The organism is Gryllotalpicola daejeonensis, assembly GCF_039538145.1.
Classification (GTDB): domain Bacteria; phylum Actinomycetota; class Actinomycetes; order Actinomycetales; family Microbacteriaceae; genus Gryllotalpicola; species Gryllotalpicola daejeonensis.
Window position 1 is genome coordinate 1,199,321 of the sequence record NZ_BAABBV010000001.1, and the last position, 16,938, is coordinate 1,216,258.

Genomic DNA, 16,938 nt, shown 5'->3' on the forward strand with positions numbered 1-16,938 from the left:
GCCCTTCGAAAGCGGCCCCGGAGCACTCGCTCCGGGGCCGCTTCATTTCGCCGACGGATGCTTCCCCCGAGCTGTGCACCGCAAGTCCCACAGCGCATGGCCCCAACACCGAAATGTGTCGCCCTTGACCCTCACACCGTGTCAGGGGCCATGCTCAATCTCGACATGTACAGCATCGGAGAATTCGCATCGATCGGCCGGGTGACCGTACGCATGCTGCGGCACTACGACGAGATCGGCTTGCTGCGGCCCGCGCGCGTGGACCCGTTCACCGGCTACCGCTCCTACGCGGCGGCGCAGCTGACCGAGCTCAGCCGCATCGTCGAGCTGAAGGGCCTCGGCCTCAAGCTGGACGAGATCACTCGCGTCATGTGCGGGGCGGCGGACGCGGGCGAGACCGAGCGGATGCTGGCATCCGCTCGGCTCGAACTCGCACGACGGGTGGCGGCCGACACGGCCGCGCTCGCCCGGCTCGATGCACGACTGCGCCAATTGAGAGGAGAGAACATCATGGCTACTGCAGAGACCATCAGCGTCGAGGTGCGCGCGATTCCCGCGCAGCGCGTCGCGACGATCACGCGCCAGGCGCCCGGGTTCGGCAATGAGAACATCGGTCCGGTGATCGGCCCGATCTTCCCCACCGTCGCCGGAACACTCGAGCGCGCCGGGGTGCGGCGCGACGGCTACGGCCCCGCGATCGCGCTCTATGCGGCCGATGAGGGCGGCGACGGCTCCGGAGCACTCGTCACCGCAGGCTTCGTCGTGCCGGACGGCACAGGTGCGATCGACGGCGTCGAGGTCACCGAGCTTCCCGGCGTCGAGCAGGCGGCCGTCACCGTGCACCGCGGCGAGATGACCCGCATCGGCGAGTCGTGGGAGGCACTGGTGAACTGGATTCAGGCGAACGGCTACGAACTGGCCGGCGTCTGCCGCGAGGTGTACTGGACACCGGGCGACCGACCGCAGAGCGAGTGGGTCACCGACCTGGTGCAGCCGGTGCGGCGCGCAGCGACTCAGTAGTCGGATTCCTCCACCGAGCGTGCGATGAAGACGAACTCGCGCCCGGGGCGGTCCGGCGCCTCGCGCACCTCGAGCGTCTCGAAGCCGGCGGCGGCGAGCGACACGCGCAGCTCCTGCTCGGTGCGGAACCGCAGGGTGGTGTCGACCTCGATGACGGTGCCGTCGTCGAAGGCGTTCGAGGTGCGGAAGGTCACGTCGTGGCCCGTCACGTCGAGCACTTCCTGCCACGACTCCACATGGCCGATGTCGTCGATGTCGGCCTCGACCCGGGTGCGCTCCGGCGTCCAGTTGTCCCAGGCGCGGGCCTCCGGCCTGCGCGATTCGAAGACCAGGTAGCCGCCGGGCAGCAGGGCATCACGAATGGAGGCGAGCGCAGCATCCCACTCGGCATCCGTCAGGAAATGCTGCGCGACGTTCGCCGTCATCGTGACCACGTTGGCCGACATCGGCGGCAGGTCTGAGGCGTCGCCGACGATCCACTCGACCGCGTCCGCGCCCTCTTTGTAGCGGGCGACCGTCACGGCGTCCTCGTCGGGGTCGACAGCGGTGACGCGGATGCCTCGGCCGGCCAGCATCAGGGCGAAGGTGCCTGTGCCGCAGCCCAAGTCGATCAGGCGCCGGGCGCCCAGCTCGCTGACGATGTCGACGTAGACGTCGAGGTCTGAGCGGTCGGGGTCCAGCGGGTCGTACAGTGCAGCAAGGCGGGATCTGTCATAGCCGTCTATGTCATCGGGCACGACTTCGACGTTATCGAAAACTGCGCGATGCGGCCACGTGGCGGCCGGCTCAAGGCGCAGCGGGCGACTTAGCTGCCGCCCATCGCACGCACCGCGGTCTGCACACCCTTCGACTGACAGACCGCCGCCGGCGTGCCGCCCGTCTGCTCGCACAGCGCCACGGTCAGCACGTTCGCGGAACCGATGACCGCCTGCGCGATCGGTGAATTCGGCTCGCTGAGGGCCACAGCGATCTGCGCCTGCGTCTTCCCCTTGAGGGTGTCCGGCCCGTACTGGGCGCCGGCGATCGCCCAGCCCCCGCCGAAATCGATGAACGGAATCGAGCCGGACGTCTGCGTGTACGGCGGCGCGTCATACTTCGCGAACACCTTCTGCTCGTCGCTCGTGAGCGCATCGTGCCCATCGTGGCGAACACGACCGCTGCCGCCACGACGAGGACGACGACGCCGACGATGATCTCCAGGGACCAGCGGGTTCGGAGGGGTCGGGCCGCGGGATCAGTATGCCGGGCCGGCGACGCGCGCCCCTGCTGTGTGTCGCCACCCTACGCGCTACGCGCCCTCAGCCCGCTTCCGCGCCGCTTCGCGCACCCGCACGAGCGACTCGTCGGTCTCGCCGTCGAGCGAGCGGGCGAGCAGCTCGAGGTCGCGGCGGTCGCCGAACGCGTCCTGCAGCCGGGCGCCTTCTGCCGCGGTCTCGTCGTCGCCGAGCGCTTCGGCGAGGTAGCGCACAGACCGCGCGTGCTTGCGGATCTCATGCTCGACGGCGAGCACGTCGAGGCCGTCGGCGTCGTCGGTCACGGCATCGAGCAGCTCGAGCAGGCGGCGGTAGCCGGGCCCGTCGAGGTAGTCGACGACGACCGCATGGGCGTCGCGGTAGGCGGCGCGCGGCCCTGCGATGAGGCGCTCGTGCGCGGCATCCGTCTCGCTCTGATCACCCAGCTCACCAAGCAGGTGGGTCGCCAGGTCTGCTCGCACCTCGAGATCGCGCGCGGTGCCGAGCAACTGGCCGTAGCGCTTCAGCTCGTGACGCAGCTCGGCCGCGGCATCCCCCGGTGCCAGCTTCAGCACCGCGCGCAGGCGGCGCGTCGTCGTGCGGGCCTGGTGCACGGAATCCGCGTCGTCGCGGCGCACGGCGGTGCCGAGACCGACGAGCGTCGCGATCGTGTCGCGCAGCCAGTCGTCGAGGGCCTCGCTCTCGTTCACGATGCGCCCACCGACAGCTCGACCTCGACCTCGTCGCCGACGTCGACTCCCTCCGCGCGCCGGATGGCAACGCGCACCGGCAGCAGGTAGGCGCCGTCTTTCGGGAAGAGAGCGGTGTAGAAATCCGTCTGCCCGATGCGCGCATTGACGGGGATCGCGCCCCAGCCGTACGTCACCATCGACGCGATCTCGGCGATGTCATCGCTCTCGGCCTGCGGGATGCGCACGAAAGTGAATGGCGCAGGCCCGCGCCAGTAGATCATCTCGCCACGGAAGCGGAGTTCCATGTGGCGAATCTAGGCCATCGGCGGACATGCGCCGAGGGCTCAGGCGGTGCGCTCGGCGGCCCGTGCCGCCCAGTCGTCGAAGAGGATCGCCATGATCAGGTCGTCGTGGAAGCAACCGTCATGGAACGTCGCCTGTCGGCGGCGCCCCTCGATCACGAATCCGGCCTTCTCATACGCGCGGATGGCGCGCGGATTGAACGCCGCGACGTTCAGCTGCAGCCGGTTCAGACCGAGTTCGCGGAACGAGAAGTCGACCGCGACGCGCAGGGCGTCGGTGCCGTAGCCCTTGCCGACGAAATCTCCGCCGATCTGGATCGCGAGCGTGCCCGTGCGCAGCGGCAGCGAACCGCCCCAGATGTTGACCGCACCGACAACCTGACCAGTGTCGAGCGCCTCGACCACGAAGTTGCCGCCGCCCTGCGCTGTGGTGTTGTCGAACCACTTGCGCATGTGCTCAACGGTCTCGGCGCGCGAGGTGATCTGGTAGGTCGTGCTCTGCAGCACCGTGTACTCGGGGTCACGGTACCAATCGGCGATGGTGACGAGGTCGTCCTCTTCGGCCGCGCGCAGGCGGACAAGCTCGCCCGTCAGCGCGCGCTTGCCGTATTCGGATGCCTGCTCTGAGCGCTCCCAGTGCGGGGCGCGGCTCGTGCCCTGGGTCATGTTGGCACCCTAGCGAGCGGGGCCGACCGGGGCGTGCATGCGTCTGTTGACGCCGCCGCCGTGCGGTGCTTCGCTCGCCGCAGGAGGAGCGGCCATGACGAAGTACCTGATCTCGTTTCCCAGCTCGGCGATGAAGGTCTCGCCGGGCGAGTTGCCTGCGGTGGCGGATGCCGCGCATGCGGTCATTCGCGAGATGAAAGAGGCCGGCGTGTACGTCTTCGGCGGCGGCGTGAACGAGGGCGTGCCCGCAGTGCTGGTCGCGGCCGACGGCTCGGTCACTGAGGGCACCTACCCCGAGACCGCACAGCTCGACGGCGGCTTCACCGTGATCGAGGCGCCGACGCGCGCCGAGGCCGAACGGTGGGCGACGAAGACCGCAGCCGCGTGCCGGTGCTCACAAGAGCTCCGCGAGTTCCAATACGATCCCCTGGTCTGAGCGTTGCGGCTCGACCCGACTCTGGAGGCATGGTGGCAGTTCGCGTTGACCTCAACATCTCGCTCGACGGCTTCGCGACGACGACCGACCAGACCCCCGAGAACCCGTTCGGTGAGGATTGGGCTCGGCTGACCAAGGCGTATGTCTCGACGAAGACGTTCCGCGAGCGCGTCATGCACGACACGTCTGGCGAGGGCACGACCGGCGTCGATGACAGATACGGGAAGGCGTACTTCGAGGGCATCGGCGCCGAGATCATGGGCGCCGGCATGTTCGGCTTCCACGACAACCCCGACGACCCGGGCTGGCAGGGCTGGTGGGGCGACGAGCCTCCGTTCCACGCGCCCGTCTTCGTGCTGACCCACCGCGCGCCGCGCCCGTCGATCGAACTGGTCGGCACCACCTTCCACTTCCTGTCTGCGACGCCGCGCGAGGCGCTCGATCGCGCGCTGGAGGCCGCAGGCGATCAGGACGTCCGCATCGGCGGCGGCGTCTCAGTGGTGCGGGATTTCCTGAAGGCGGGCCTCGTCGATCAACTGCACGTGGGAATCGTGCCGATCCTGCTCGGCCGCGGCGGCAGCCTGTGGCAGGACCTCCGCGGACTGGAATCCGGCTACTCGGTGACATCAGAGACGGCCGAGAGCGGCGTCATCCACGTGACCTTCCGGCGGTAGGCGGCTGCAACGACAGCACTCCCCCGGTCCGCTGAGCGGAAATGAGTCGCTATGCAGAACGAATCGGCGCAGGCATCCGTTTTATCGACCCAAATCCGCATATCGACACGGATGCTTCGCGCTACACGTTGAAGCGGAACTTAGACGAGTGATCACGCAGGATCAGGTAAGCCCTGTTTAGATGACTTGACCTGGCCTTTTGCCTGCGCCTAGATCACATAGGGTCACTTACGATCACGTACGATTGCGGACTTTTTGCGGACTGGATCGGCCTGCGCCAGGCTGCGTCGAGGAGCGTTTCCGGTGCGCGTGAAATGATCGATCAGCGGGCAGGAGTCAGCTGCCGCTTGTCTCAGGCACAGCCATACCGGCCGAGCTTGTCGCCGCCGTGCGGCTCCGCTGAGACCTCCCGAAGCACCAACCGCTCGTGTGATTCTGGTCGTGACGATGCCGTGAGGAGCTGCTAGTGAAGGTCACAGTGCTGGGCGTTCCGGACAGCGCCGGCGCCTATTGCGTTGGAGTTGAGGACGGGCCCACCGCAGTACGTGAGGCCGGTCTGCTCGACGCTCTGGCCGGTGCCGGCCACGAGCTGAACGACGCGGGCGATCTCATCATGCGGCGGTGGAAGCCGGATCACGCCCACCCGCGTGCGCAGAACCTGCCCGACGAGGTCGATGCCGCACGAGAGCTGGCGGATGCGGCATCCGAGCTTCTTGAATACGGGGGGCGTCTCCTCGTCCTCGGCGGCAGCTGCCTCGTGGCGCTTGGGCTGAGCGCCGCGGTCGCGCGACACAGCGGACGTCCCCGGCTCGTCTACATCGACCGGCATCTTGATCTGAACACCCCCGCCAGCACCGAACAAGGGTCGCTGAGCTGGATGGGCATGGCCCACGCACTCCGCATCGAGGGCGCTGCCACGGAGCTGGCCGAAGCGTTCGGCCCGGATCCGCTGCTGATACCTGAGGAGCTGGTCTACCTCGGGGTGAGCGAGGGGCAGTCGACTGAGTGGGAGCGGCGACAGCGAGAGGTCCTGGCGGTTCCGCTCGTGCCGCAGTCCGAGCTGGTCGCCGATCCGGCAGCCGCCGCTCAACGGGCGCTGGGCCTACTTCCCGCCGGCCCCTTCGTCGCGCACGTCGATGTCGACGTGCTGGACTTCCTCGACGCTCCGCTGGCTGAGGACACCAACGGCGCCAACAGTGGCCCGACACTCGAGCAGTTGGGTATCGCGCTGCGCGAGTTGGCGCAGGCCCCGCACTGCCTCGGCCTCTCCGTGGGCCAGCTGAACCCGGCGCACGCCGACGCCGACCCGACGGCACTCCCGCGGCTCGTCGACGCGCTCACATTCGCATTCAGCAACTGAGCGCCGCACGCGCGCAAGCCGGTCACTCTGCGTGCGGAGCGACGCCGCAGGCAGCTCCTGCATCGCCGTAGTTTGTACCACTGCCCGTTCACCCCGCCCGGTGAAGGTGCCCGCAGAGGTACGTACCTCAACTGCGACATCGAAATGAAGACGCCGGACCATGACACGCAACATGATGGGGCGTAGGGCGAGATGGTCGAGAAGTCGGCGAGCTACGTCATTGAATGGGATAAGCAAAGTGCGGATGCACGCAGGCACCATTTCCGGTGAACCGAAGAATTGCCCGGGGCGCAAGGGATGCCGTGACAACCGGGTTACGTCCCCGAACACGACATTTCTGACGGATGCGCGCCAAAAGACGAATCGATGTGCAACGTGCTGGTGAGAGGGATCACCGCAATGTCAGCAGCCGGATCTAGGGTCGCTCGCGGGGCGGTGAATGGGCCGGGGATTGGCGGGTCCACGTCAACGGAAGGAGCGAAGGATGGCGAGCATCAAGCAACGCCCTGACGGCTCCTGGAGAGCTCGCTACCGCGACGACGCGCACAAGGAGCACTCGCGGCACTTCGCCACGAAGCGCGAAGCTCAACGCTGGCTCGACGAGATCACGACCTCCGTTGTCACGGGCCGATATGTGGACCCGAAAGCGGGCACGATCACGCTCGCGCAGTACTACGCCGACTGGTCACAGCGCCAGGTGTGGGCGTCCGGCACCACCGTCGCGATGAACCTCGCCATGCGCAGCTGCAGCTTCAAAGACATCGAGCTGCGTCGCCTCAGCCGCTCGCACGTCGAAGCGTGGGTGAAAGAGATGTCGACGCGCGGGCTCGCGCCGGGGACCATCAAGACGCGGGTCAACAACGTGCGCAGCGTGATCCGGGCGGCCGTGCGCGACCGCCGGATCCCCGACGACCCGTCGGCGGGCGTGCCGCTCCCCCGCCTGCGGCGTTCCGAAGCGTCGATGCGCGTGCCGACTCCCGACGAGGTGGGGGCGCTCCTCGGGGCCGCTGGCTGGCACTTCCGGCCGTTCATCGCGCTGTGTGCGTTCGCGGGCCTGCGCCTCGGCGAAGCGGCCGGAGTCCAGCTCGGCGATATCGACTTCCTGCGCCGCACGATCCACGTTCGTCGGCAGGTTCAGCGCAACGCTCCTGGCGCGGTCGCGATCTCTGCACCGAAGTACGGATCCGAACGCGACGTCTATGCCGCGGACGAGCTGCTGACGCTGCTCAGCGAGCACTTCGCCGAATTCGGCACCTTCGGCGCCAGCCGGTGGCTCTTCATGGGCCAGAACGGCCAGCCACCGCATCAGAACACCGTCGGCCACTGGTGGCGCACCACCCTCAAGGCGGCGGGAATCGATGGGCTGCGTCTGCACGATCTGCGGCACTTCTACGCGTCCGGGCTGATCGCTTCCGGGTGCGACGTCGTCACCGTTCAGCGCGCGCTCGGGCACGCGCGCGCCACGACAACCCTCAACACCTACAGCCACCTCTGGCCGACCGCCGAGGACCGCACGCGCGCCGCGGCCGGCGCGCTCGTCACGAGTGCGCTCGCGTCCGTGACGAAAGGCGAGAGCCGCTCGAGCTGAGGTCTCAGCGGCGCGGATGCAGGGTCAGTCCGCGCGCGCCCAGTTCGATGAAGTCCGCCTCGTCGAACGCCGCGATGATCGCCGCGTGGTGGGCCGAGACGTGGGCGAGGAGATCTCGGTTGCGCAGGTTCCCGAGGGTGACATACAGCAGCCGCTCGGGGTGCCCACCGGTTTCGTGAGCGTGGCGGAAGTCGCTGTCCTTTGTGACGACGACGCGATCCTCCGCGTCGGCCAACGCAGTGATCTCTGAATCCGATGTGTCGCCGGAACGTGGCAGGTCTTTGACATGAATCGCATCGTGACCGAGGTCGTTCAAGCGCACTTGAAGGATGCGCGGCAGCTGCGCATCGACGATGAACTTCATCACCGGCAGGGCCGCGCCGTCAGGCGACGAACGACAGCACCTTCGTGCCGCCGGCGACTGAGGCTGCGTACTCGAGCGCTGCGAGCACATCGTCGCGCGTGAGCTCGTCGTACTCGGAGAGCAGCTCGTCGATGGTCTCGCCGGCGGCGAGGAGTTCGAGGATGACCTGCACCGTGACGCGCGTGCCGCGGATGCGCGGCTTGCCGTGCACGACCTCCGGATCGACGGCGATCCGGTCGAGGCGGCTGGCGGTGGCGGTCATGTCCTCAGTTTCGCACGATCACCGCCTGAATCGAGAGGTTCCACAGCTACCGGCATCCGGACTTCTGCGGACTTTTTGCGGACTAGCTGCGGACTGACTCGGCCAACTTCCCCGTAATTCCGCGGTTTTCCGGGCCTAATGCACCCGCGCTACACGTTGAAGCGGAACTCGACCACGTCGCCGTCGGCCATCACGTAGTCCTTGCCCTCGAGGCGCGCCTTGCCGTGCGCACGCGCCTCAGCCACCGACCCGAGCTCGACCAGGTCCTCGAACGAGATCACCTCGGCCTTGATGAAGCCCTTCTCGAAGTCGGTGTGGATCACCCCGGCCGCCTGCGGCGCCTTCGCGCCCTTGCGGATCGTCCATGCGCGGGCCTCCTTCGGGCCGGCAGTCAGATACGTCTGCAGGCCGAGGGTGTCGAAGCCGACGCGAGCGAGCTGGTCGAGGCCCGACTCCTCCTGGCCGGTCGACTGCAGTAGCTCGAGCGCCTCGTCGGCAGGAAGGTCGATCAGCTCCGACTCGATCTTGGCATCGAGGAAGACGGCCTTGGCCGGGGCGACCAGCTCTTCCAGGGCAGCCTTGCGCGAGGCATCCGTCAGCACGCTCTCGTCCACGTTGAAGACGTAGATCACCGGCTTCGCGGTGAGCAGCCCGAACTCGCGCAGTGCGGCGAGGTCGATGCCGGGCGCGTGCGAGAGCACCTTGCCCTCCGACAGCGCGGCGATGGCGTCGTTGACCGCCACGAGCACGGCAGGGTCGGTCTTCTTCCCGCGCACCTCTTTCTCAATGCGCGGCTGCGCCTTCTCGAGGGTCTGCAGGTCGGCGAGGATCAGCTCGGTGTTGATCGTGTCGAGGTCGCCGCGCGGGTCGACGGCGCCGGCCACGTGCACGACGTCGTCGTCGGTGAAGCCGCGCACGACCTGCGCGATGGCGTCGGCTTCGCGAATGTTCGCGAGGAACTGGTTGCCGAGCCCCTCGCCCTCCGAGGCGCCCTTCACGATGCCGGCGATGTCGACGAACGACACGGTCGCCGGCACGATGCGCTCGGAGTGGAAGAGCTCCGCGAGCTTCTGCAGCCGCGGGTCGGGCAAATTGACGACGCCCACGTTCGGCTCGATCGTCGCGAACGGATAGTTTGCCGCGAGCACGTCGTTCTTGGTCAGCGCGTTGAAGAGGGTCGACTTGCCGACGTTCGGGAGACCGACGATTCCGATAGTGAGAGCCACGTGTAGCGATTTTACGTTGCGGATGCCTCCGTGCCGGTCGCCCTGCCTACGCTGATCCTCGTGGCATCCTCACGTTCGCTCAGGCTGGGCGGCCGCCCCGGCCTCGGCGCCGGGCTCACCGCCGGCATCGGCGCGAACGTCATCTGGGCCACCGCGTTCTTCGTCGGGCTGATCACGCCGCCTGCCGTGCCGCCGATCGCGCTGGCCGTCGGGCGCTACACGGTGTTCGGACTGATCGCCCTCGCGCTTCTCCCCCGCGCCGGGCGCGCGCTGCGATCGCTCGGCCCGCGCGAGTGGTTCACGGCCCTGGTCTTCGCGGCGATCGGCAACGTCGGGCAGTTCGTGCTGGTGCTGCTCTCGGTGCGGCTGGCCGACGGCGCGACCTCCGACATCGTCTACGGAGTGCTGCCCGTCGCACTCGCCATCTGGGGCAATCTCAAGCGCCGCGAGGTGCCCATGCGCCGCCTCATTGCGCCGATCGCGCTCACGATCGTGGGCATCCTGCTGCTGTCGGGCGAGTCGTTCGTCGGGCATCACATCGCGCGGCCGGCGCCGTATGCTCTCGGCGTCGCGCTGTCTCTCCTCGGCATGCTCGGCTGGGCCTGGTATGCAGAGGCGAATGCGACATTCCTCGAGCGGCATCCGCATGTCTCGTCCCATGATTGGGCGGCAGCAGTGGGTATCGGATGCCTGCCCCTCGCTCTCCTGCTGATTCCGGCGGCCGCCGCGCAGCACCGGGAGCAGCCCGCCATGTCCGCGGTCGACTGGGTGTGGCTCATCGCCGTGAGCGTCGCGATCGGCATCCTCTTGTCGTGGGTCGCGACGATCCTCTGGAACGTCGCGTCGATCGCCCTTCCGGTGTCGCTGGCGGCTCAGCTCATCGTCGGCGGCACGATCGCCGGCGTCATCATGGTGCACCTCGTCACGCTGACGCTGCCGAACTGGTGGGAAGTCGCGGGCCTCGTCGTCTCGACCGCGGGCGTGCTGCTCGCGGTGCGGGTCACGCTGCCTCGACGCGAGGCCGAGGCATCCGTGACCCCGATGGCGGGCATCAGCCCCGCCGATAGCGGAACGCCTGCGTGACATACGGCAACGCGATCTTGCCGTTCTTCTCGATCTCGGGATGACTGTCGAGCACGTCCTCGACGGCACACAGCACCCGCGTCTGTGTTGCCGAGTCCTTTACGAGGAAGTGGCTGCGCGAGCGCACCAGGGTCAGCAGCGCGGCACGATCGAGCTGCTGAGTCCACGTCACCTCAAGCGTCTCGCCCGGCTCGAACGGTGCGCCGACCCCGTGATCCTCTGCCGTCTTGGCGACGAAGGCGTCGTTGGATTCCATGGCCTCGCCGAACTCGCGCACCCAGTCGACCCGCTCGTCGCGGCTGTTCCAGATGAGGCCCAGGGTTCCGCCCGGCTTCAGCACGCGCGCGACCTCGCGCACGGCCTGAGCGGTGTCGACCCAGTGCCAGGCCTGGGCAACGGTGACCGCGTCGACGCTCTCATCGGAAAGCGGCAGGCGCTCGGCGCTCCCCAGCAAAGTCTCGACGCGAGGAACCTTCTCTCGCAGCACCTCGAGCATCTGGGCGCTGGGATCGACGGCGACGAGGTCGCGGCCTGCTCGCGGCAGCAGCCGCGTGAACTTCCCTGTGCCCGCGCCGACATCAAGCACACGGCGCGCGCTCGCCGGGACGAGCCACTCAACGGCCTCGGCCGGATACCCGGGGCGCGATTCCTCGTAGATTCGAGCGGCGGCATCGAAGCTGCGCGCATGTTCTTCTTTGCTGGGGCGGGCTTCGGGGGTGTCACTGACCACGGTCTCATCTTGGCGTGCGAGCATGGGGCACGTGGCACTGGACTTCACCGCGATCGACTTCGAGACGGCGAACTCCTCTGGCGCCTCCGCCTGCAGCGTCGGGCTCGTGAAGGTGCGCGGCGGTCGGGTGGTCGATCGCGCGTACTGGCTCATCCAGCCGCCGGCCGGCCACGACGAGTTCCTCGAGTGGAACACGCGCATTCACGGCATCCGCGCCTCCGATGTCGTCGGTGCGCTGACGTGGGCGCAGCAGCTGCCCGATCTGGTCGCGTTCGCCGAGAACGACGCGTTCGTCGCTCACAACGCGGGTTTCGACATGGGCGTGATCCGCAAGGCGTGCGAGGTGACGGGGCTCGCCGTTCCGCCCGCCGCGTATGTCTGCAGCCTGCAGGTCGCGCGAAAGACCTACAACCTGGATTCCTACCGCCTGCCGTCCGCGGCGATGGCCGCCGGTTTCGAGGATTTCGAGCACCACAATGCCGCAGCGGATGCCGAAGCCTGCGCCGCCATCATGGTGCACGCCGCCCGCCGTCACGGCGTCGACGACCTGATCGCCCTCGCGCGCGCCTGCGCGATCAAGGTCGGTCGCCTCGGCGCGCCGGCTCGCGCGGCCGCGTAGCGCCTCGGCAACTGCGTCCGTTCGGCGCGAATGTGCCCGGTAGGGCGGACACAACTGCGCCGTTCGGGCACAGCAGCGTGCCGTACGGCGACGGAGGCCGCCGCGCCTCGACCGTGATGTCGGTGGTGCTCGCAAGACTGACGGCATGGACTTCCTGCTGCCCCTGATCATCGGCCTCATGGTCGGCGCCGGCATCGGCGCGCTGGCCGTGCTCGCCCTGCGTCGAACTCCGATCGCCGACGACGCGGCCGGCGAGCTGCGCGTCGAACTCGCCGCTGCCGAGGCGACGGTCTCGGCGCTGCGCGAGCAGCTCGCCGCCCAGCGCGAGACGGCCGAGCAGCTGCGCGCCGACCAAGCCGCGCGCGAGGCTCGCGACCGGCAGCAGAATCAGGTGCTGCAGGCGCTGGCACCGGTGAGCAAGAGCATCGGCGAGATGAAGAGCCGCGTCGAGGCGCTCGAGACGCAGCGCGCCGAGCAGCATGGTGCACTTGAGCAGCAGCTGCGATCGGCTCTCGAGTCCGAAGAGCGGCTGCGGGCGACCGCCGAGTCGCTGGCATCCGCACTGCGGTCCAACAGCACGCGCGGCGTCTGGGGTGAGACCCAGCTGCGCAGCGTCGTCGAGGCCGCCGGGCTGCTCGAGCGCGTCGATTTCGACACGCAGGCGAACATCACGGCCGACTCAGGGGCGAGGCGCCCCGACATGGTGGTGCACCTGCCGGGGGGCAAGAACATCGCGGTCGACGCGAAGGTGCCCTTCAACGCCTATCTCGAGGCGAGCGCCATTCCCGCGACGGCCGCCGGCGCGGAGGGCGCGCGCCGGGCCGAGCTGCTCAAAGACCACGTGAAAGCCGTGCGCGAGCACATCACGGCACTCGGCACGAAGGGTTACTGGAGCGGGCTCGACAACGCCCCCGAGATGACGATCGCGTTCATTCCGAGCGAGTCCCTGATCTCGTCCGCGCTCGAGACCGACCCCGCGCTGCTCGAGTTCGCCTTCGCGAAGCGCGTCGCGCTCGCGTCGCCTGTCACGCTGTGGTCGGTGCTCAAGACCGTCGCTTTCAGCTGGCAGCAAGACGTGCTGACCCACGAGGCGAAGACGCTGTTCGACCTGAGCCGCGAGCTCTACACGCGCCTGTCCAAGACCGCAGAGCACGTCGAGAAGCTCGGTCGGGCGATCAAGAGCACGGTGAACAACTACAACGGCTTCGTCGGCAGCCTCGAGCGGCAGGTGCTGCCGACCGCGCGCAAGATCGGGGCGCTGAACGAAGACGAGTTCATCGCCGCGCCCGAGCCTCTGGAAGAACCCGTGCGCGAGCTCGCGGCGCCGGAGCTCGTCGCCGAGCTCGAGGCCGCTGACGCGCAGGCATCCGTTCTCGTTCACGCAGAGCTTCTGTCTGAGCGCGACTGACGCGGCCCTAGACTGACCAGCAAACAGGCCCGCTTGCCAGAGGAGACACGATGCCCGTCGCAACCCCCGACCAGTACGCCGAGATGCTCGACAAGGCGAAGGCAGGCGGCTTCGCCTACCCGGCCTTCAACGTGTCGTCCTCGCAGACCATCAACGCGGTTCTGAAGGGTCTGGCCGACGCCGAGTCCGACGGCATCCTGCAGGTCACGACCGGTGGCGCCGACTACTTCGCGGGCCAGTCCGTCAAGGCGCGCGCGACCGGCGCACTGGCGATGGCGCGGTTCGCGACCGAGGTCGCGAAGTCCTACGGCATCACCGTCGCGCTGCACACCGACCACTGCCCGAAGCCCGCGCTCGACGACTTCCTGCTGCCGCTGCTCGCGGCCAGCGAAGAGCAGGTCAAGGCCGGCGGCGAGCCGATCTTCCAGTCGCACATGTGGGACGGCTCGGCGGTGCCGCTCGACGAGAACATCTCCATCGCCCAGGACATGCTGAAGCGCACCAAGGCGATCAACGCAATCCTCGAGGTCGAGATCGGCGTCGTCGGCGGCGAGGAAGACGGCGTCAAGCACGAGGGCACCAACGAAGCCCTGTACACGACGGTCGGCGACGTGACGAAGGCCGTCGAGGCGCTCGGCCTCGGCGAGAACGGCCGCTACATCGCCGCCCTCACCTTCGGCAACGTGCACGGCGTCTACAAGCCCGGAAACGTGAAGCTGCGCCCCGAGCTGCTGGGCGAGATCCAGGCGGGCATCGCCGAGAAGTTCGGCCACGGCCCGAAGCCGCTCGACCTCGTCTTCCACGGCGGCTCCGGCTCGTCCGCGGAGGAGATCGCCGAGGCCGTCAGCAACGGTGTCATCAAGATGAACATCGACACCGACACCCAGTACGCGTTCACGCGCTCGATCGCCGGCTACATGCTCTCGAACTACGACGGCGTGCTGAAGATCGACGGCGAGGTCGGCGACAAGAAGAAGTACGACCCGCGCGCCTGGGGCAAGGTCGCCGAGGCCGACATGGCCAAGCGCGTGGTCGAAGCCACTCAGCAGCTCGGCTCGGCCGGCAAGGCCCACCAGTAGCGCTCAGCGCGCCTTACTGCTCGGCGGGCGGCTTCGATTGCCAGCGGTACACGTTCGTGTTCCGCTGCACGAAGCCGCTCGTCTGGTAGAGGTGGTTCGCCGCCTCGCGGTCGGGCCGCGAAGTCAGGTCGATCGTGCGCACGTGGAAGCGCGCGTTCGCCTCGTCGATGAGGTGATTGAGCAGCAGTCGCGACAGCCCGTGACCGCGCGCCGACTCGTCGACGACGACGTCGTCGATGTGGGCGCGGATGCCGGTGGGGATCGGATACACGACGAGGGATGCCGCACCGACGATCCTGCCGTCGAGCCGCGCCAGGTACAGGTGCGTCGCGTCACTGGCCACGATCGCCTTGACGACCTCGACGTTGTAGACCGCGGTCGACGACAGCGCGGGCAGCAGCCTCTCGATGGTCTCGGCCAGCTCGTCGCTGAACTCGGTCACTTCCTCGATGGTGATGTCGGGCATGCGGCGAGGCTACCGAACCGGAATCAGGTCGGCGATCCCGTCTCGCCCGGTGTCGGGAAGAGGTGCATCAGCTCGGGGTTCTCGCCGAGCGCGATCACGATCAGCGCGACGGCGAGCAGAGTCGCGACGATACCCGCGACGAGCGGAATCCAGAACGCCACCCGGCCGGCGCGGATCGCGCGAAGGGACGCGAACAGCGCGATGAGCCACACGACCGCGTAGGCGACCGCGGCGGCCACCCACACCCAGCTCGGCAGCGAGGTCATGAGCTGACCCTCATCGCCACCCAGAAGGTCGGCGCTCTGACGCATGGCCGCACCGCCGTCGATGGCGTTGAACACCATGGACAGCACGTTGTAGAAGCCGAAGCCGAGCAGCAGGAACGTGACCAGTCGGTCGCCGAACCCGACACGTGCGGGCTGCTGCGGCGGGCGCGACTCCTCCCGAGGCCAGTGGTACGGCGGCGGGGCGCCCGGGCCGGGCTGATGCTGTACGCCGCCCGGGTGGTACGCGCCTGGTACGGGCGGCGGGGCTGAGGCATCCGGCTCGGCCTTGGCCGCCTCGAATCCCTCGAGCTGCCACTCCGCCGGCTGCTTGATCGCCGCGCGCTGCTCTTCGGGCGTCGCGTATTCGCCGTAGGCGGGGCGCGGCGGACGCGGTGCGTCGTGGTCGCTCATCGGTGGCGCCCGCCCAGCGCGCGGGCGTCGCGGTTGCCCGAGGTGTCGGTGCGCAGCTCGCGCGGCAGCGAGAACATCAGGTCCTCTTCGGCGGTCTGCACGGTCTGCACGTCGGCGTAGCCCGCCTGAGCGAGGTCCTCGAGCACCTCCTGCACGAGCACCTCTGGCACCGAGGCGCCGCTCGTCACGCCCACGGTCTCGGCGCCGTCGAGCCACTCCTGCTGCACCTCGCTCGCGTAGTCGACGCGATAGGCGGCCTTCGCGCCGTTCTCGAGCGCGACCTCGACGAGCCGCACCGAGTTCGACGAGTTCGCCGAGCCGACGACGATCACGACGTCGGCCTCCTGTGCGACCTTCTTGATCGCGACCTGGCGGTTCTGGGTGGCGTAGCAGATGTCGTCGCTAGGCGGGTCCTGCAGGGCGGGGAAGCGCTCGCGCAGGCGCCGCACGGTCTCCATCGTCTCGTCGACCGAGAGCGTGGTCTGCGACAGCCAGACGACCTTCTCGGGGTCGCGCACCACGACGTGGTCCGCCTCTTCCGGGCTGTTGACGACGGTCACGTTGTCGGGCGCCTCGCCGGCGGTGCCCTCGACCTCTTCGTGGCCGGTGTGGCCGATCAGCAGGATCTCGAAGTCATCGCGTGCGAAACGCACGGCCTCGCGGTGCACCTTGGTCACGAGCGGGCAGGTCGCGTCGATGGCACGCAGGCCGCGATCGGATGCCGCCTGCACGACGGCCGGGGCGACACCGTGGGCACTGAAGACGACGTGGGCGCCCTCCGGCACCTGGTCGACCTCGTCGACGAAGATCGCGCCCTGCTGCTCGAGGGTCGCGACGACGTGCTTGTTGTGGACGATCTGCTTGCGCACGTAGACGGGTGCTCCGTAGCGCTCGAGCGCCTTTTCCACAGCCACGACGGCACGGTCGACTCCTGCACAGTAGCCCCGCGGGGAGGCCAGCAGAACCCGCTTATGTCCGGGGCCGGGGATATTCTTGAGCCGCCCGCCGGCGCCCGCGACGCGGGGCATGCCGAGGCTGATCGAAGAGTCGCTCA

The 16,938-nt window shown here is 68.5% G+C and carries 21 protein-coding genes; 9 read left to right on the forward strand and 12 right to left on the reverse strand.

What is annotated here, in order from left to right; translation table 11 throughout:
• Positions 1–138 precede the first annotated feature (138 nt).
• Complete coding sequence (locus tag ABD736_RS05925) at positions 139–1,020, forward strand: MerR family transcriptional regulator (RefSeq protein WP_344790814.1); 882 nt, start codon at positions 139–141, stop codon at positions 1,018–1,020.
• On the opposite strand, the gene ABD736_RS05930 is transcribed toward ABD736_RS05925, so the two are convergent.
• The 5 genes from ABD736_RS05930 to ABD736_RS05950 form a co-directional block, all read right to left on the reverse strand.
• The gene (locus ABD736_RS05930; RefSeq protein WP_344790815.1) at positions 1,014–1,757 is read right to left on the reverse strand and encodes a class I SAM-dependent methyltransferase; all 744 of its coding nucleotides are present in this window, start codon (positions 1,755–1,757) and stop codon (positions 1,014–1,016) included. The two genes, ABD736_RS05925 and ABD736_RS05930, sit on opposite strands and share 7 nt — an antisense overlap.
• Before the next feature lie 68 nt (positions 1,758–1,825).
• A complete protein-coding gene (locus tag ABD736_RS05935) occupies positions 1,826–2,227 on the reverse strand; it encodes a DUF929 family protein (protein WP_344792218.1) in 402 nt (133 codons plus the stop codon).
• Positions 2,228–2,308: 81 nt separating this feature from the next.
• Positions 2,309–2,962: a CHAD domain-containing protein gene (locus ABD736_RS05940; protein WP_344790816.1), complete on the reverse strand. Its 654-nt coding sequence runs from the start codon at positions 2,960–2,962 to the stop codon at positions 2,309–2,311.
• A complete protein-coding gene (locus tag ABD736_RS05945) occupies positions 2,959–3,249 on the reverse strand; it encodes a DUF1905 domain-containing protein (RefSeq protein WP_344790817.1) in 291 nt (96 codons plus the stop codon). The genes ABD736_RS05940 and ABD736_RS05945 overlap by 4 nt, the downstream gene beginning before the upstream one ends.
• A 39-nt stretch (positions 3,250–3,288) precedes the next feature.
• Entirely contained in the window at positions 3,289–3,912 is a 624-nt protein-coding gene (locus ABD736_RS05950; protein WP_344790818.1) for a GNAT family N-acetyltransferase, read from the reverse strand.
• A 94-nt stretch (positions 3,913–4,006) separates the two neighbouring features.
• Between ABD736_RS05950 and ABD736_RS05955 the strand changes: the two genes are divergently transcribed.
• The 4 genes from ABD736_RS05955 (at position 4,007) to ABD736_RS05970 (ending at position 7,970) form a co-directional block, all read left to right on the forward strand.
• Positions 4,007–4,348 (forward strand): YciI family protein, encoded by a 342-nt coding sequence (locus tag ABD736_RS05955; RefSeq protein WP_344790819.1) that lies wholly within the window; start codon positions 4,007–4,009, stop codon positions 4,346–4,348.
• A gap of 29 nt (positions 4,349–4,377) precedes the next feature.
• The gene (locus tag ABD736_RS05960; RefSeq protein ID WP_344790820.1) at positions 4,378–5,022 is read left to right on the forward strand and encodes a dihydrofolate reductase family protein; all 645 of its coding nucleotides are present in this window, start codon (positions 4,378–4,380) and stop codon (positions 5,020–5,022) included.
• Between the two features lie 466 nt (positions 5,023–5,488).
• Positions 5,489–6,382: an arginase family protein gene (locus tag ABD736_RS05965; protein ID WP_344790821.1), complete on the forward strand. Its 894-nt coding sequence runs from the start codon at positions 5,489–5,491 to the stop codon at positions 6,380–6,382.
• Between the two features lie 484 nt (positions 6,383–6,866).
• Positions 6,867–7,970, forward strand: coding sequence for a tyrosine-type recombinase/integrase (locus ABD736_RS05970; protein WP_344790822.1), 1,104 nt, complete (start codon positions 6,867–6,869; stop codon positions 7,968–7,970).
• A 4-nt stretch (positions 7,971–7,974) separates the two neighbouring features.
• Here ABD736_RS05970 and ABD736_RS05975 read toward each other — a convergent pair whose 3' ends face one another.
• The 3 genes from ABD736_RS05975 to ychF form a co-directional block, all read right to left on the reverse strand.
• Positions 7,975–8,334 carry a DUF5615 family PIN-like protein gene (locus ABD736_RS05975; protein WP_344790823.1) on the reverse strand — a complete coding sequence of 120 codons (360 nt, stop codon included), beginning with the start codon at positions 8,332–8,334 and terminating at the stop codon, positions 7,975–7,977.
• Positions 8,335–8,353: 19 nt separating this feature from the next.
• Positions 8,354–8,596: a DUF433 domain-containing protein gene (locus ABD736_RS05980; RefSeq protein WP_344790824.1), complete on the reverse strand. Its 243-nt coding sequence runs from the start codon at positions 8,594–8,596 to the stop codon at positions 8,354–8,356.
• 149 nt (positions 8,597–8,745) lie between these two features.
• Complete coding sequence (gene ychF, locus ABD736_RS05985) at positions 8,746–9,822, reverse strand: redox-regulated ATPase YchF (RefSeq protein WP_344790825.1); 1,077 nt, start codon at positions 9,820–9,822, stop codon at positions 8,746–8,748.
• Between the two features lie 60 nt (positions 9,823–9,882).
• Between ychF and ABD736_RS05990 the strand changes: the two genes are divergently transcribed.
• On the forward strand, positions 9,883–10,905 hold the full coding sequence (locus ABD736_RS05990; RefSeq protein WP_344790826.1) for a DMT family transporter: 1,023 nt from the start codon (positions 9,883–9,885) through the stop codon (positions 10,903–10,905).
• On the opposite strand, the gene ABD736_RS05995 is transcribed toward ABD736_RS05990, so the two are convergent.
• Positions 10,874–11,635 carry a class I SAM-dependent methyltransferase gene (locus ABD736_RS05995; RefSeq protein ID WP_344790827.1) on the reverse strand — a complete coding sequence of 254 codons (762 nt, stop codon included), beginning with the start codon at positions 11,633–11,635 and terminating at the stop codon, positions 10,874–10,876. The two genes, ABD736_RS05990 and ABD736_RS05995, sit on opposite strands and share 32 nt — an antisense overlap.
• 31 nt (positions 11,636–11,666) lie before the next feature.
• Between ABD736_RS05995 and ABD736_RS06000 the strand changes: the two genes are divergently transcribed.
• From ABD736_RS06000 to fbaA, 3 genes are all read left to right on the forward strand, one after another.
• Positions 11,667–12,254, forward strand: coding sequence for an exonuclease domain-containing protein (locus tag ABD736_RS06000; protein WP_344790828.1), 588 nt, complete (start codon positions 11,667–11,669; stop codon positions 12,252–12,254).
• A 145-nt stretch (positions 12,255–12,399) separates the two neighbouring features.
• A complete protein-coding gene (locus tag ABD736_RS06005; protein ID WP_344790829.1) occupies positions 12,400–13,662 on the forward strand; it encodes a DNA recombination protein RmuC in 1,263 nt (420 codons plus the stop codon).
• Positions 13,663–13,712: 50 nt separating this feature from the next.
• Positions 13,713–14,741, forward strand: coding sequence for a class II fructose-bisphosphate aldolase (gene fbaA, locus ABD736_RS06010; protein WP_344790830.1), 1,029 nt, complete (start codon positions 13,713–13,715; stop codon positions 14,739–14,741).
• Between the two features lie 13 nt (positions 14,742–14,754).
• Here fbaA and ABD736_RS06015 read toward each other — a convergent pair whose 3' ends face one another.
• From ABD736_RS06015 to ABD736_RS06025, 3 genes are read right to left on the reverse strand one after another with little or no spacing between them, the layout of a single operon-like run.
• Positions 14,755–15,207 carry a GNAT family N-acetyltransferase gene (locus tag ABD736_RS06015; RefSeq protein ID WP_344790831.1) on the reverse strand — a complete coding sequence of 151 codons (453 nt, stop codon included), beginning with the start codon at positions 15,205–15,207 and terminating at the stop codon, positions 14,755–14,757.
• A 23-nt stretch (positions 15,208–15,230) separates the two neighbouring features.
• On the reverse strand, positions 15,231–15,884 hold the full coding sequence (locus ABD736_RS06020; RefSeq protein WP_344790832.1) for a DUF6264 family protein: 654 nt from the start codon (positions 15,882–15,884) through the stop codon (positions 15,231–15,233).
• Complete coding sequence (locus ABD736_RS06025; protein ID WP_344792219.1) at positions 15,881–16,912, reverse strand: 4-hydroxy-3-methylbut-2-enyl diphosphate reductase; 1,032 nt, start codon at positions 16,910–16,912, stop codon at positions 15,881–15,883. Before ABD736_RS06025 ends, ABD736_RS06020 begins: the two co-directional genes overlap by 4 nt.
• Positions 16,913–16,938 lie beyond the last annotated feature (26 nt).